This is a genomic window from Cyanobium sp. ATX-6F1, from assembly GCF_047395825.1.
In the GTDB taxonomy this organism is placed as follows: Bacteria; Cyanobacteriota; Cyanobacteriia; order PCC-6307; family Cyanobiaceae; genus ATX-6F1.
In genome coordinates this window covers 1,532,139-1,545,955 of the sequence record NZ_JBCEBF010000001.1, presented here as the reverse complement: position 1 = coordinate 1,545,955, position 13,817 = coordinate 1,532,139, and the positions used below count along the sequence as shown (strand labels likewise).

General features: G+C 67.5%; 11 protein-coding genes and 6 pseudogenes. 10 read left to right on the top strand and 7 right to left on the bottom strand.

Going from position 1 to position 13,817, the window contains the following annotated elements:
- Positions 1-3 precede the first annotated feature (3 nt).
- On the top strand, positions 4-1,221 hold the full coding sequence (locus AAF143_RS08825; protein ID WP_255010809.1) for an MFS transporter: 1,218 nt from the start codon (positions 4-6) through the stop codon (positions 1,219-1,221).
- 30 nt (positions 1,222-1,251) lie between these two features.
- Here AAF143_RS08825 and AAF143_RS08820 read toward each other — a convergent pair whose 3' ends face one another.
- Entirely contained in the window at positions 1,252-1,344 is a 93-nt protein-coding gene (locus AAF143_RS08820; RefSeq protein ID WP_409995674.1) for a cytochrome B6, read from the bottom strand.
- A 149-nt stretch (positions 1,345-1,493) separates the two neighbouring features.
- Here AAF143_RS08820 and AAF143_RS08815 point away from each other — a divergent pair, with 149 nt between their 5' ends.
- A complete protein-coding gene (locus AAF143_RS08815) occupies positions 1,494-3,104 on the top strand; it encodes a B12-binding domain-containing radical SAM protein (protein ID WP_255010807.1) in 1,611 nt (536 codons plus the stop codon).
- A 3-nt stretch (positions 3,105-3,107) separates the two neighbouring features.
- Here the strand turns inward: AAF143_RS08815 and AAF143_RS08810 are convergent, their stop codons facing one another.
- Both AAF143_RS08810 and AAF143_RS08805 read right to left on the bottom strand, forming a co-directional pair.
- Positions 3,108-3,494 carry a DUF4346 domain-containing protein gene (locus AAF143_RS08810; RefSeq protein WP_255010773.1) on the bottom strand — a complete coding sequence of 129 codons (387 nt, stop codon included), beginning with the start codon at positions 3,492-3,494 and terminating at the stop codon, positions 3,108-3,110.
- Between the two features lie 9 nt (positions 3,495-3,503).
- The gene (locus AAF143_RS08805; protein ID WP_255010771.1) at positions 3,504-4,685 is read right to left on the bottom strand and encodes a GNAT family N-acetyltransferase; all 1,182 of its coding nucleotides are present in this window, start codon (positions 4,683-4,685) and stop codon (positions 3,504-3,506) included.
- A gap of 14 nt (positions 4,686-4,699) precedes the next feature.
- On the opposite strand from AAF143_RS08805, the gene AAF143_RS08800 reads away from it, so the two are divergent.
- Entirely contained in the window at positions 4,700-5,131 is a 432-nt protein-coding gene (locus AAF143_RS08800; protein WP_414026800.1) for a hypothetical protein, read from the top strand.
- Here AAF143_RS08800 and AAF143_RS08795 read toward each other — a convergent pair.
- Both AAF143_RS08795 and AAF143_RS08790 read right to left on the bottom strand, forming a co-directional pair.
- Positions 5,085-5,813 (bottom strand): RibD family protein, encoded by a 729-nt coding sequence (locus tag AAF143_RS08795; RefSeq protein WP_255010767.1) that lies wholly within the window; start codon positions 5,811-5,813, stop codon positions 5,085-5,087. The two genes, AAF143_RS08800 and AAF143_RS08795, sit on opposite strands and share 47 nt — an antisense overlap.
- Positions 5,810-6,719, bottom strand: a pseudogene (locus AAF143_RS08790) (6-carboxytetrahydropterin synthase). The gene AAF143_RS08795 and the pseudogene AAF143_RS08790 overlap by 4 nt, the downstream one beginning before the upstream one ends.
- Before the next feature lie 47 nt (positions 6,720-6,766).
- Between AAF143_RS08790 and AAF143_RS08785 the strand changes: the two are divergent.
- A pseudogene (locus tag AAF143_RS08785) lies at positions 6,767-7,363 on the top strand (shikimate kinase).
- Here AAF143_RS08785 and AAF143_RS08780 read toward each other — a convergent pair.
- Both AAF143_RS08780 and AAF143_RS08775 read right to left on the bottom strand, forming a co-directional pair.
- Positions 7,360-7,563 (bottom strand): annotated as a pseudogene (locus AAF143_RS08780) (chlororespiratory reduction protein 7); the annotation flags it as partial. The pseudogenes AAF143_RS08785 and AAF143_RS08780 overlap by 4 nt on opposite strands.
- Positions 7,564-7,633: 70 nt before the next feature.
- Positions 7,634-8,355, bottom strand: a pseudogene (locus AAF143_RS08775) (glutathione S-transferase family protein).
- A gap of 65 nt (positions 8,356-8,420) precedes the next feature.
- On the opposite strand from AAF143_RS08775, the gene AAF143_RS08770 reads away from it, so the two are divergent.
- The 6 genes and pseudogenes from AAF143_RS08770 to AAF143_RS08745 all read left to right on the top strand — a co-directional run bounded on the left by AAF143_RS08770 (position 8,421) and on the right by AAF143_RS08745 (position 13,777).
- On the top strand, positions 8,421-8,630 hold the full coding sequence (locus AAF143_RS08770) for a DUF751 family protein (protein WP_255010757.1): 210 nt from the start codon (positions 8,421-8,423) through the stop codon (positions 8,628-8,630).
- Between the two features lie 2 nt (positions 8,631-8,632).
- Positions 8,633-9,033: pseudogene (rbfA, locus tag AAF143_RS08765) on the top strand (30S ribosome-binding factor RbfA).
- Positions 9,017-10,602: pseudogene (locus tag AAF143_RS08760) on the top strand (glycoside hydrolase family 3 N-terminal domain-containing protein); the annotation flags it as partial. The pseudogenes rbfA and AAF143_RS08760, both read left to right, overlap by 17 nt.
- A gap of 42 nt (positions 10,603-10,644) precedes the next feature.
- Complete coding sequence (locus AAF143_RS08755; protein WP_261359092.1) at positions 10,645-11,598, top strand: zeta toxin family protein; 954 nt, start codon at positions 10,645-10,647, stop codon at positions 11,596-11,598.
- Complete coding sequence (locus tag AAF143_RS08750) at positions 11,576-12,520, top strand: hypothetical protein (protein ID WP_255010749.1); 945 nt, start codon at positions 11,576-11,578, stop codon at positions 12,518-12,520. The genes AAF143_RS08755 and AAF143_RS08750 overlap by 23 nt, the downstream gene beginning before the upstream one ends.
- 63 nt (positions 12,521-12,583) lie before the next feature.
- Entirely contained in the window at positions 12,584-13,777 is a 1,194-nt protein-coding gene (locus AAF143_RS08745; RefSeq protein ID WP_255010805.1) for a TPR domain-containing glycosyltransferase, read from the top strand.
- The last annotated feature ends 40 nt before the right edge of the window (positions 13,778-13,817 follow it).

Sequence of the window (13,817 nt, the reverse complement as noted above, 5' to 3'; positions counted from 1 at the left end):
CCTCTGCTCAGCTGGGTCGTCCGCCATCAACGCACCACCTTCCTGATCGCATCGGGACTGTCCACGGCGGGCTCGTTCGCCGGGATCACGGCCAAGGGCTGGATCTTGATGAACGGGAGCCACAACCCGCTGATGCTGGCACTGCACTTCGGTGCCCTGGCCCTGCCCACGCTGCTGGTGAGTGGCCTGGCCGGAGTCTGGACCGACCGCCTGGGCTGCGAAAGGATCCTGATTCGAGCCCAGTGGGGACTGGTGGTCGGTGCCTCCCTGGGGGCCGTGGCGATCCCGCTGCTCGAGGGTGGCCCCCAGGTGGCGCTGTTGCTGCTGAGCACCTTCATCGTCGGGCTGGCCAGCTCCTTCGAACTGACCGCCCGCAACAAGTACTGCGCTCTGCTGGTGGATGAGCCGGACCAGCTACCTGCCTATCTCACCAGCTTTTCGGTGGTCTTCAACGTGGGCAAGCTGGTGGGCCCGCCGATCGGGGGCTGGTTGCTGGCCCTGACCGGGCCCACCTCGGCCCTGGCCATCGACGCCGCCAGCTACCTGCTGCCGATCGCCACGGTGATCTGGTTGCTCCACCCCCACCGCGACCGGGAGCAGCGCAGCGAGGCCGGAAGCCGCGGATCCCTGGGCAGCGCCTGGCGCGACTGCGGCGGTGCCCTGCGCCATGTGCTGCTGTTCACCGGCGTGGCCTGTCTGGTGGGCTTCTTCCACCCCGGACTGGCCCCGCTGATGGCCGCCCAGCTGGTGGGCTCCAGCCCCCAGGACCTGGGGATCTTCACCAGCGTGATCGCCGTGGGCAGCATCAGCGGCGGGGTGGTTCTGCAGCGCAACAGTGCCCAACTCAGCCGGCGGCCTGGCCTGCTGCTGGGGGTCTGCACCCTGGTGACGGCCCTGGCCCAGCTGGGGATGGCCCTGGCGCTCAATCAGGCCTTCAGCCTTGCGATGGCCCTGGTGATCGGGGCTGGTACGGCTGGGTTGCTGGCGGGAAGCAACCTGATCACCCAGGTGGCTTCCCCGGTGGTGCTGCGGGGGCGAATGGCGGGGCTGGGGCAGATTGCCTTTCTCGGCGGCGGCGGTCTGAGCGGTTTGCTGGCGGCGAGCCTCAGCCTCAGCATCGGACTGAGGGCCACCTTCGCCCTGCTGGGAAGCCTCGGCCTGGTGCTGGGCCTGTGGGAACTGGCTCGAAACGGCCGCAGGCGTCTGCTGCCGGCAACCTGAGTTCACTGGGCGGCGGCAGGGCGCCAGGGCTCAGATCAGGCGGATGCCGCGCAACACACCGGAGACCACCGCCGCCGTAGCCAACCCGCCGACAACAAGCACGAGGTAGAGGGCCACAGCCATGGTGATCGGAGCAACACAACCCCGCCATTACAGCAGAAACAGGCCCCGGCCAGGGCGGAACCACCTAAGGTGACGCGACGATACCTTTACCGATGCCACGCCTGGATTGGTCCAGCCGTCGTCATTCGAATTCACCCCGCCAGGACGGAATGCGCGCCCTGTTCATCTACCCGGAATTTCCCAAAACGTTCTGGAGCTACGAGAAGATCCTCGAGCTGGTGAACCGCAAGGTTCTGCTGCCCCCGCTCGGGCTGGTCACGGTGGCAGCCCTGCTGCCCCAGAGCTGGGAGATGAAGCTCGCCGATCGCAATGTCAGGGAGGTGACCGAAGAGGAGTGGAACTGGGCCGAACTGGTGATCATCTCCGGAATGATCGTCCAGAAGGAAGACATGCAACGGCAGATCGCCAAGGCCAAGCAGCGAGGCCTGCCGGTGGCCGTGGGCGGTCCCTTTGCCAGTTCCACCCCCGACGCCCCAGAAATCGATCTGGCCGACTTCAAGGTGCTCGACGAAGGCGAGATCACCTTGCCGATGTTCATCGAAGCGATCGAACGCGGTGATACCGGTGGTCGCTTCAGCTCCAACGGAGAGAAGCCTGATGTCACCGGAACCCCGGTGCCGCGCTTCGATCTGCTCGAGCTCGATGCCTACGACTCAATGTCCGTTCAGTTCTCGCGCGGTTGCCCGTTTCAATGCGAGTTCTGTGACATTATCGTGCTCTACGGCCGCAAGCCGCGCACCAAGGCACCAGAGCAGCTAGTTGCCGAATTGCAGGCTCTCTATGACCTCGGCTGGAGACGTTCGATCTTCCTTGTCGATGACAATTTCATCGGCAACAAGCGCAACGCCAAACTGTTGCTGCCGGCCATCAAGCAATGGCAGATCGACCATCACTATCCGTTCAGTTTCGCCACTGAAGCCTCGGTGGATCTCGCCTCCGACGACGAGATGATGCAGATGATGGCGGAAGCCCGCTTCGACAGCGTCTTCCTCGGGATCGAGACGCCCGACGAAGCCAGCCTTTCGTTGACTGGCAAGCACCAGAACACCCGCAGCTCCCTCGAGGATTCGGTGGACCGGATCACGTCCTATGGCATCCGCGTGATGGCGGGCTTCATCATCGGCTTCGACGGCGAGAAGACCGGAGCCGGCGACCGGATCGTGACCTTCGTGAGCCGCACCGGAATCCCCGCCGCGATGATGGGCATGCTTCAGGCCCTGCCGAACACGGGTCTCTGGCACCGCCTTGAAAAGGAAGGCCGTCTCATCCAGGAGAAGGCCGATGCCAAGGGCGTCAACCAGACCAACCTGCTCAATTTCGTGCCCACCCGGCCGATCCGTGACATCGCCAACGAATACGTCGATGCCTTCTGCCGGCTCTACGAGCCCAACGCCTACATCGATCGGGTCACGCATTACTACCAGAAGATGGGTAAACCGCGCTGGCAGCAGTTCGTGCCAAAAGCGGCCTTCGGGAAAGCCACCTTGCCCACCTGGACTGACATCCGCGCCCTCTCGATCGTGATCTGGCGCCAGGGGATCAAGCGCGACACCCGCGGCCGCTTCTGGCGTGCCCTGGCCACGATCGCCCGCAAAAATCCTGACAACCTGGAGCAGTTCCTGGTGACCCTCGCCCATAACGAGCATTTCCAGGAGTACCGCGGGGTGGTGACCCGGGAGATTCAGCAGCAGCTGGCCTCCCTGCCCCCTGAGCCCCCGGAGAGCTCCCGCCAACCCAGCCGCGAACTCCAGCCGGCCTAGGTCTCAGTCCTGTACGTAGGGGATTCCCTGCTCCAGGCAGCGCTCCGCTCGGGCCAGTTCGCGGCCGAGATAGAGGGCATGGTCGAGCCGGCTCAGGGGCGCTGGCGCCGCCGTTTCAGTGAGGGCGATGCCGAGCTCCTTGGCGGAGCGACCCCGGTAGGTCGCCAGAGGTTCGCGCGGCCCTGATCCGCGACAGGCGATCACCTCCCCACTCTCCGGGTCAACGGCCAACCCCTGGTCGTTGATGGCGTTGCCGAAGTGTTCCGCCACCAATTCCCCCGCCTCCCCATCCACGCGAATCACGAAGTACCCGGCGGGATCCAGGGCAATGAACCGCTTCGACAACCCATCATCGAGTCGCTGGCGGTCGGACGGGGTGAGGGTGGCCATGGCCCGATGCTAAGCAGGGGCCTCCAGGCGCACCTCCCGGCGGCTGAACGGGAGTTCGGCGTTGACCGCCTCGATCTCCTCGAGCTGGGCCGCATTGGCCTCGGGCAACCAGCGGCGGATGATCGAGCCGAAGCGCGGATCACTCCAATGGTGCAGGCTCACCTGACTCTGGGCCAGGAACCCCCGCCGGCGCTTGTGGCTTCCACCGGCTCCAGGGTCGAAGCGGCGCAGCCCCCGCTCGATCGCCCAGGCAATCGGGGCGTAGTAGCAAACCTCGAAATGCAGGTTCTCCAGTTCAAGGTCGCTGCCCCAGTAACGGCCCCAGAGGTCGTCATCGGTGAACACGCACAACGACATGGCCACCGGGTCGCTGGGGTCGCCGTGGTGGGCACTGAACAGCACCAGGTTGTCGCGCAGGTGCCGATGGGCATAGGTGAAGAAGGCTTCGCTGAGGTATTTGCTGCCCCAGGCGCCCCAACGGCTGCAATGGCCTGCGTAGAAGCGGTGCATGCGCAGCAGGGCAGCTTCCGTGATCGCCTCCCCCACCAGGGGTGTGACGGTGAGGCCGGCCTCGGTGACGGAGCGCCGTTCACGCTTGATGTTGCGGCGCTGGTTGGCGTTGAACCCCGCCAGGTAGTCGTCGAAGCTGCTGAAGCCGTTGTTGGTCCATTCGCTGCGCTGGTTCAGCCAATGGGCCCAGCCAGAGGCCTCCACCAGCGGTAGCCAATCGGGATCCACTGAGAGCAGGTTGCAGCTGAGCACAGCGTTCTGGCGGCAGAACTCCTCGATCAGGCGAAACATCAACGCCGTGATCGCCAGTTGATCTTCCCCAGCTGCGATGTGGAAGCGGTAGCCCTGGATCGGGCTCACCGGGCTCATGCCCAGCAGCTTCGGGTAGTAGCGCAGCCCCAACTGGCCCGCCAGCTGGGCGAACGACTGGTCGAAGACGAATTCTCCGTAGCTGTGGCCCTTCAGGTAGAGCGGTGCGACGGCGATCAGCACCTCGCCGCGCCAGATCCCGAGGTGGAGGGGCTGCCAGCCCTCACTGGCCACGATGCTGCCGGAGGACTCAAGGCCCTGGAGCCAATTCCAGGAGTAGAAGGGAAGCCCTGACGCCTCGACGAGCGCCTGCCATGGCCCCTGGTGAAACTCCGCCATGGACCGGTGCCAACGGGCCTGCAGCTCAGCCATCGAAGGGCATGGCGATGGGGCAAAGCCTTAGGGGTTCAACGCTAGCCAGCGGGCTTGTCCTGCTGAGCCTGGCGCTGGCGCCGCCCGCCCGGGCCAGCCTGCTGCGACCCCTGCTGATGCTGATGCGGCCCCAGCTGGAGCAACGGCTCAACCAGCTCTGCCTGCGCTCCCTCGCTGGCGGCGTGGCAAGCCTGGAGACATCTCTGCAGCGGCCCTGCCAGCAACTGGCCGGCCCCGCCAGCACCTGCCTGATCAACGAAACCGATGCCAGCGGCCGCAGCCTGGGGGTGATCAGTGAGCTGATCGCGGGCCGGATCGGCGACGACAGCGAGGTGGTGATCAAGCGCTGCGTGGCCAAGCTGTTGAACCTGCCCCCCGAGACCCTCCAGGAACTGCCCCTCAAGGATCTGCAGCGCCGCTTCGGCCTGCCGGCCCCTTCGTCGTAGCTGTCTTCGTTGGAGCTGCCTCGGCTGCCGAGCTCGGCGCAGCGGAGCCTGGCTCCCGCCGCCGCCCGTAACGCAGCAGCAGCTCCCCCTCGCCCAGGGACCGGTGCTCAAGAAGCTCCCAGTTGCCCAGCGGCAGGACAGTGCCTGGAGGCAGCCAGCTGTGCGCGCCGCCCAGCAGTTGCGGGCAAAGGGTGAGCTGCAGTTCATCCACCAGCGCCTCCTGCAGCAAGCTGCCCGCCAGCCGGGCGCCCCCCAGCACCACCAGACGGTTGAGGCCCAGGGCCCCCAGCTGCCCCAGAAGCGCGGGCCAGGGCCCCAGGGCCAGCCTGCGCTCAAACCCGGTTACCTGTGCATCCAAAGGGGCGAGCAGCCAGCGCTCCAGGGGTTGATGAAAGAAAGGCAGCGAGGGATCGATGGCACCACTGCGGCTCACCACCAAGGCAATGGGCTGCTCGCCCTGGCCAGCGCCGCGGCGCTCCTCCAGCAGCTCCGGGCGCCGGATCAGGCAGGTGCTGCCGTGCAAGCGCAGGGTCTGGGCGCCGATCAGGGCCCCATCGGCCCAGGCCAGGGCCTGCTCCAGGGCGATCCGATCGCCCGCACCGCCCAACTGGGCAGGGCCCCCTTCGGCGGGGGCGAGCCGGCCATCGAGGCTGACGGCCAGCACCAGCCTCAGCTCACTCAAACAGCCGCCAGGACCTCAAGGGCGTGGGGGCGCATCTCCAGTTGAGGGGTTTCGGCGAACACCTCGGCGGCGTTGTTGGGGCTCTCCTGAAGCCGCACCTTGTGCAAGCGGGCCCCGGTGGCGGCGATCGGAGCGGCAAGCCGATCGACGATGTGCAGGGCGATGTTTTCGGCGGTGGGCACACAGGTGGCGAAATGCTCGACGTCTTTGTTGAGGAAGGTGTGATCGAAGGGTTCCACCACCAGCTCCTGCACGATCCCCTGAAGCTCGGCCAGATCACAGACCATGCCGGTGCGGGGATCGATCGCCCCGCGCACCGTGACGTCGAGCAGGTAGTTGTGACCGTGGCCGTGGGGCCTGGCGCATTTGCCGTAGATGGCGTCGTTCTCGGCCGCCGAAAGCTCAGGACGGGCCAGGCGGTGGGCGGCGGCGAAGTGGGTGCGGATCGAAAGGAAGGCTTCCATGGGGTTGCCGAGCACGTCGGCCCAGAGGGTGGGTTGTTCGTAGAGCCGCAGGCCCATCAGCGGCAGGTGGGGGGCAAGCCGGCTCCAGATCGCCTGGGCCAGGGCCTCGGTGGTGGGCAGGCGCCCTCCGGGGGTGCCCAGGTCGAACTCCGGCCAGGTCTCATTGAGGAAGCGGAAGTCGAGCGGATCGGTGACCTCCCGGCGGATGGCCTGTTTCACATCCGAGAGGTTGAGCACCATGCCGTCGGCGTCGAGCGCCCCCCATGGCCACCACCAACTCGTAGTTGTGGCCGTGGCCCGGGGCCAGGGCACAGCGGCCGAAGCGAGCCTGGTTTTCTTCAGCGCTCAGCTCCGGCAGCCAGTACAGGTGACTGGCACTGAAGGTGGCCCGCCGGGTGATCACACAGCCCCTGCCTTTGCCGTGGGCAGCCACTGCCGTCATCTCAAGCTGGGAGTTAAGGCAGCATCCTAGGCAAGTTGTCCCGTGCTATGGCCAAATCCAGCCGTCCCGACCCCACGCCCATGGGCCAGAGCTTGCGCCAGCGACTTCAGGGTCTGAACGTCTATCTGGTCGGAATGATGGGCGCCGGCAAGAGCGCCGTCGGCGCCCCCTGGCGGAGGCCCTGGGCTACCGCTTTCTCGATGCCGACACCACCCTTGAGCAGGTGGCCGGCTGCCCGATCCCGGAGCTGTTCGAGCGCGAGGGGGAGACAGGCTTTCGCGAGCTCGAGAGCGCCGTGCTCAATCGCATTGCCGGCTGGCATTCCCTGGTGGTCGCCACCGGCGGCGGCGTGGTGACCCGGCCGAGCAACTGGGGGAGCTGCAGCAGGGCGTGGTGATCTGGCTGGATGCCCCGGCCGAGCTGCTGCTCGGGCGACTGCGGGCCGATCCCACCCCCGGCCGCTGCTGGCGGGGCCCGAGCCCGAACGGCGCCTGATCGAGCTGCTGCAGGCGCGGCGGCCCCTCTACGCCCAGGCGGATCTGCACATCGTCCAGGCGGGCGGCCCGCCCGAGGCGGTGGCCCAGCAGGTGCTGGAGGCCCTGCCGGCGGTGCTCAAAGAGCGTCCCGTGGCACCGGCGCCCTAGGAGCCGGGCGGCTCCAGGCGCACCGCGAACCACTGCACGGCGCAGCCGGGCTCCAGCTCCAGTTCACAGGCGGTGTCCAGCAGACGCCCGGCCCGCAGCGCATCGGTGCCCAGGTCGGCCAGGTCGGTGGGCACGGCGCCCAGGGAAGCGAGCTGAGCGGCGAGCCAGGTGACGGTCTCGGCGGCCGAGAGGATCCGTTCCTCAATCCCCGGCTCCAGCACCACGTAGTGGTCGAGCTCCCGCAGCAGTGGATCGGACATCGGTGGGGGTTCAGCTACGGGCAAGCTGGGCGTAGAGCCGATCGCGCCAGGCGAACAACGGCGCCAGCAGAGGCGAATCGGCCAGCCCCGGCACGCCGCGGCCCGCCAGGGGGCCCCGACACTGGCGGGGAACTTGATCAGGGAGAGCTGCGCGGCCACCGCCAGATCGGCCAGGGAGAGCCGCTGACCGACCAGGTGGCCCTCACCCGCCACCAGCACCGCCAACTGCTCGAGGCTGGCCACCAGCTGCTGATCCTGAGAGCGACCGACCACCTGACCGACACCGGCCAGCAGATCACCCGGGAAGGCCCCCACCAGGGAGCGCAGGGCTCCAGGAGTGGACTCAGGCAACAGGGCGGTGCGCAGGGCCGGATCGGCCACGGCGGCCCGCAACAGGGCCAGGCGAACTCCGGCCGCCAGGGCGGTGTCGGCCCAGTCTTCGAGCAGCAACACCTGGGCCCGCTCACGGGCGTGCTCGAAATCGTCCAAAGGCAACAGGGGCGGCTCAGGAACGGTGCGCTCCAGGTGGAGGCAGATGGCCGTCGAATCGGCGATCACCTCACCGCCGTCCACCAGCACCGGCACCTGCTTCTGGCCTGAGAGGCGGAACAGCTCGAACTGACCCAGGCCCGGCGTCACCTCCACCACCGTGTAGTCGATGCCTTTGGCCGCAAGGACCAGGCGCACCTTCTCGCAGAAGGCGGAGTGTTTGAACTGGTGGAGCTCAGGCATCGCCAGGGTGGGCCTTTGGGCGGCAGAGTAGCCAGCAGCTTCGCGTCACCGCGCTCGCCCAGGCCATGAAGGACTTTTTCATCAACGTGACGCGCTATCCGCGTTACCTGGTGGCCCTGGGGCTGGGGGTACTGGATTCGGTGCTCCAGCCCCTGCTCGCTCGTACCCGCAATCCCGTCACCGCCGTCGCCTTGATCGGCGCCCTGGTCAGCGGCCTGGTGAGCCTGGTTCTGGTGCTGCGTGCCATGGTGAATCCGGCCGCACCGCTGGCATAGCCATGGCAATGAGCCGCAGGGTGGAGCGGGTGGCGGCCTCGATTCGCCGCGAGATCAGCGAGCTGCTGATCACCGGCATCAAGGACGAACGGGTGGGGCTGGGGATGGTCAGCGTCACCGCGGTGGACGTGGCGGGCGACCTGCAGCACTGCAAGGTCTTCGTGAGCATCTTCGGCAGCGAGGAGGACCGCGACCAGGCCCTGGCCGGCCTGCGGGCGGCGGCCCCCTACGTCAAAGGCGAACTGAGCCGGCGCCTCAGCATGCGCCGCACCCCCGAGGTGGCCTTCCTGCTCGATCGCAGCCTCGAGAAAGGCACCGCCGTGCTGGGACTGCTCAACCAGCTCGGGCGCCAGCGGCAGGAGAGAGGGAGGTCCCGCCCGGCAGTGATGACCTCGACGCCTGACAGGCGACAGCTCTCTCTGGCGCAGCAGGTGGCCCGGCTGCTGGTGGTGCGATGCAGCGGCCATCTGGGCGATGGCCAGCGCCGCTATCCCCGCTGGGAGCTGCCCAACGCCGAACTCAAGCGGCTGCTGGGCCAGGGGGTGGGCGGGGTGATCCTACTGGGCGGCAGCGCCAGCGAACTGCGCCTTCGCACCGACCAGCTCCAGCGCTGGGCGGGCCAGTCCCTGCTGCTCTGCGCCGATGTGGAGGAAGGGGTCGGCCAACGCTTCGAGGGGGCTAGCTGGCTGCCCCCTCCCCTGGCCCTCGGCCTGCTCCACGCCAGCGATCCAGCCCGGGCGATCGCCCTGGCCAGCGCCTATGGGCACTGCACCGGTCGCCAGGCCCGCCTGCTGGGCCTGAACTGGGTCCTGGCGCCGGTCTGCGATGTCAACAACAACCCGGCCAACCCGGTGATCAATGTGCGGGCCTGGGGGAGGATCCCGTCACGGCCGGCCAGCTGGTGGCCGCCTTCATCGCCGGCGCCCAGGCCGAGGGGGTGCTGGGTTGCGCCAAGCATTTCCCCGGCCACGGCGACACCGACAGCGACTCGCACCTGGAGCTGCCACGGCTGCCCCATGGCCGCAGGCGGCTGGAAGCGGTGGAGCTGCCGCCGTTTCGCGCCGCCATCGAAGCGGGCGTCGCCACGGTGATGACCGGCCACCTGCTTCTGCCGGAGCTGGATCCAGACCGCCCCGCCACCCTCTCACCGCTGGTGCTGGAGCAGCTGCTGCGCCGGGAGCTGGGCTTCGGTGGGCTGGTGGTCACCGATGCCCTGGTGATGGAGGCGATTGCCGCGCGCTGGGGCGCCGGAGAAGCGGCGGTGCTGGCCTTTGAGGCCGGGGCCGATCTGCTGCTGATGCCCGCCGATGCCGACGCCGCGATCAACGCCCTGCTGGAGGCGCTCGCCAGCGGCCGGATCAGCCGTGCGCGACTGGAGCAGAGCCTGGGACGGCGCGAGCGGGCCCTCGCTCGGGTGGCCGCCCCGCCCAGCGATCCAACCGCCCCTGAAGCTCTGGAGGGGATCGAATCAAGCGCGGAGCTTGCCCTGGCCAGGGAGCTGGTGGCCGTGAGCCTGCTGAGCCAGGGCCGCCCGGGACTGCCTCCGGGTCCGGGCCTGAACCTGATCCGTGTGGACAGTGTCCTGGCCAATCCCTTCCTGCCGTTGATGGCACCGGCCCTGCAGCGGCCAGCCCGCAACGGCTACGCCGCCTGCCTGATCGATGGCCGCAGCCCAAGCCCCTGGAGCGGCGAGGCGGCAGCACCTTTGGCCGTCGATCGCCTGGCACCGGGTCCGGTGCTGCTGCAGCTGTTCGTGCGGGGCAACCCCTTCCGCGGCAGCGCCGGCGGCGAGGAACCCTGGCCCGCTGTGGTGCACCAGCTGCTGGGTGCCGGCAGGCTGGCGGGGCTGGCCATCTACGGCAGCCCCTACCTGTGGCAGGCGATCCGACCGTTGCTGCCGAAAGGGCTGCCGGCGGCCTACTGCCCGGGGCAGATGCCCCTGGCCCAGGCCCTGCTTCTCGATCGCCTGGGGTTGGCGGGGGGCGGCCTCGAGGGGGCTTCACAGACTGAGCTCATGACCCAGCAAGTCCAACACCAGCGCTGGGTCACCCTGCCGAGCGCCCTGGCCACTGCCCTGGCCGTGGCGCTCACCAGCCCGGTGGGGCGCGCTGCTCCGGTTGCCGCTGATCCGCCACCTGGAGAACGCTGCCAACGGCTGAACCGCTCCGGCCAACCCGATATCCAGCCCGCAGCGATTGACTGGCTGGAGCGCTGCCTGCTCGCGCTCCCCACAACCAAGAGCACTTACTTCAGCGGAAGCAACTATTCACCCGAACGCCAAAAACTCCACGAGGAGATCATCCGAACGGCCCGGTCAAGGAAGCCTTGCGTAGCGGTGGGGCCTCCGTTTGCCCTTCTCACCGGAGGCCCGCCGGGAGCCGGCAAAACCACCTGGCTGAAGCGGCACATCCCCGCTTCGGTTCTGCAGAGCAGCTACCGGATCGATGCCGATGAGGTCCGCGAAGCGTTACCGGAGTATCGGGGCTGGAACGCCAATGCCACTCAAGATGAGGTCCGCGACATCGTCGCCATGCAGTTAGAGGCTATTGCCAGACCCTGTCGGCTGAATGTGATCTACGATGGAACAATGACCAATGCAGATCGCTATCAGGAACTGATTGGATCTTTAAAAGATAATGGTTACCGAATCTTTATCGTGCAAGTTCTGATCCCGGAGCACCTCAGCCAGCAACGGGTGCTGGAGCGCTATCAGTCCAGCGGCCGTTATGTGCCGCGCTCGATTGTGAAGGCCTTTTATCAACGCGGTGTGGCCGTGTTCAGGCAGCTGGCCCCGAGGGCGAATGGCTCCATCCAGGTGGATGGCCTCACCGGCAGGGTTCTCTGGAGCCAGGGCGATCCCTTGCCCGGCCGTCAAGCGAAGCCGACCAATCCAATCCGCCTGCCCATGGGTACCCAACAGGAGCAACCGGCCATCCGTGGGCAGAGTGCCGCACCAGAACAACTCTGAGCCCCTGATCCTGCTCGGTTATGGGCTTGTTTCCGGGCTGCGCAGCACGGTGCTGAAGGGATTGCAACTGTTCGGTGCCAGCCATCCCGTCGGTGGCGAGAATCCGATCAGCTTCTGCAATGTCTTTTTCATCGCCCAGTCGATGGTCGGGATTGCGCTGCTGAGCGCCGAGCCCAGGGTTGTCTGGAGGGAGATCCGCACCATCAGCCCTGCGGCCTCAAGAGCCGTGGCCGCCGATTCATTCCTGGGCTGTTTCCTGGCGCCCTTGGCGTTCTACCTCTCACTGGATCACCTCTCGGTGATCACCCAGACGCTGCTGTTCTCCCTGACCCTGCCCGCTTCTGGATTCCTGGCGCTGTTCTGGCTGAAGGAACAACTGCCTCAGCGCTTCGCTCTGAGCCTGGTTCTGATTCTCGGCGGATTATTGATCGGAATCCTGTTCGGTGCATCGAGGGGAATGATGAGCATGGACGACTGGATCGGCCTCGCCTGGGCCTTCGTCTCTGTGCTGGCCACATCCCTTCGCAACTGCATCCGACGCAAGATGGCTGTTTACCAGCTATCCCGTGGCCTGACCGTCGGGCTATCCAATCTGGCTGGAGCCATCGTCTTTGCCGTCATCGCGTACCAGCAATACGGGCCCCAACATTTTCTGCTGCTTCAAACCTGGTGGGTCTTCTGGGTGATTGTTGTCTATGGCATCACCCTCAGTCTTGGCACCGAAGTGCTGCGCCAGATCAGCGGCCGCCTGTTCAGCGTGAGCCAGGTGGCCCTGACGGGCAGCGGCAGCATCATCGTCACGATCCTGAGTGCCGCCGTCTTCCTGGGGGAACCGTTCACGGCGGTCACTGCCCTGAGCCTCGGATTGATCGTGGCCGGGGTCACGCAGCGCTTCATCCGCCCCAGGGTCGCCAGCGGCTGAGCAGGTGGGGCCCAGGCCCCGCGGACACGGCCCCTAGGCTCTCTTGATGTGCCCCTGCCGCCGATGCTCAGCCTCTCGATGATCGTGCGCGACGAGGCGGAGCGCCTTGGCGCCTGTCTTGAGGCGGTCCAGGGCTTTGTCGATGAGATGGTGATCATCGACACCGGCTCAAGCGACAGCACGGTGGCCATCGCCCGCGCCCAGGGCGCCGTGGTGCACGAACTCCCCTGGCCCGGGGATTTCGCTCCCGCACGCAACCAGGCCCTCGAGCATGTGAGCGGCGACTGGGTGCTGGTGCTCGATGCCGATGAGCAGCTGCGGCCCGAAGCCCGCTCGCCGCTGCGGGCCCTGATGGCCCAGCCCAACGTGCTGCTGATCAACCTGCTCCGCCACGAGCTGGGCTCCCAGCAGTCGCCCTATTCCAGCGTCAGTCGCCTGTTCCGGCGCCATCCGGCGATCCGCTGGAGCCGGGCCTACCACGCCATGGTGGACGACAGCGTCAGCGAACTGCTGGCCGCCGAGCCCCACTGGCGGCTCGCGGACTGCCCCGAACCGGCCCTGCTGCACTCCGGCTACCGGCCCGAACTGCTGGCCAGCGGCAACAAGGCCGCTCGCCTGCGCGAGGCGATGGAGCGGGAGTTGCTTGAGCGACCGGGTGACCCCTACGTCTGCGCCAAGCTTGGCGGCCTGGAGATCAGCACAGGCAACCGCGCGCGCGGTCTGGAGTTGCTGGAAAGGGGGCTGGTGCACTGCCCCACCGGGGCCCACCCGGAACGCTACGAACTGCTGCTGCACCTGGCGATGGCCCGCAGCGCCGCCGATCCCGCCGCCGCCGAAGCCCTCTACCGCCAGGCCCTGGAGCAGCCCCTGAACCCGCGCCTCACCCTGGCGGCCCGGCTCAACCTGGCGGCCCAGTTGCTTGAGCAGGGTCGCCCCGAAGAGGCGGAGCGCCTCACCGAAACGGCCACGGCGGTGGCCCCCGAGGTGGCCCTGGGCTGGTACAACCTCGGCCTGATCCGGCGGCGCCAGGGGGACATCGCCGGTGCGCTGGGGGCCTACGGGCGCGCGCTGGAGCTGGCTCCCGACTACGCCGAAGCCCAGCAGAACCTGGCGGTGGCCCAGCTGCTGGGGGGCAACATCGACGCGGCCCGCGCAAGCTTCCGCCGGGCGATCGCCCTGCTGCAGCAGCAGGGACGTGGCGAGGAAGCCGGAAAACTGCGCGAGCAGGCGGGCGCCATGGTCAAGCTGGAGGCCTGAGCGTGGACGCCCCCGACCACGACTCGGGAGGGACCAATGC

What these genes read in the sequence shown, in the direction of transcription:
- AAF143_RS08820 (WP_409995674.1), bottom strand. Translation starts at nt 1,344, where the DNA reads ATGGCTGTGGCCCTCTACCTCGTGCTTGTTGTCGGCGGGTTGGCTACG.
- AAF143_RS08815 (WP_255010807.1), top strand. Translation starts at nt 1,494, where the DNA reads ATGCGCGCCCTGTTCATCTACCCGGAATTTCCCAAAACGTTCTGGAGC.
- AAF143_RS08810 (WP_255010773.1), bottom strand. Translation starts at nt 3,494, where the DNA reads ATGGCCACCCTCACCCCGTCCGACCGCCAGCGACTCGATGATGGGTTG.
- AAF143_RS08805 (WP_255010771.1), bottom strand. Translation starts at nt 4,685, where the DNA reads ATGGCTGAGCTGCAGGCCCGTTGGCACCGGTCCATGGCGGAGTTTCAC.
- AAF143_RS08800 (WP_414026800.1), top strand. Translation starts at nt 4,700, where the DNA reads ATGGGGCAAAGCCTTAGGGGTTCAACGCTAGCCAGCGGGCTTGTCCTG.
- AAF143_RS08770 (WP_255010757.1), top strand. Translation starts at nt 8,421, where the DNA reads ATGAAGGACTTTTTCATCAACGTGACGCGCTATCCGCGTTACCTGGTG.
- AAF143_RS08755 (WP_261359092.1), top strand. Translation starts at nt 10,645, where the DNA reads ATGACCCAGCAAGTCCAACACCAGCGCTGGGTCACCCTGCCGAGCGCC.
- AAF143_RS08745 (WP_255010805.1), top strand. Translation starts at nt 12,584, where the DNA reads ATGCTCAGCCTCTCGATGATCGTGCGCGACGAGGCGGAGCGCCTTGGC.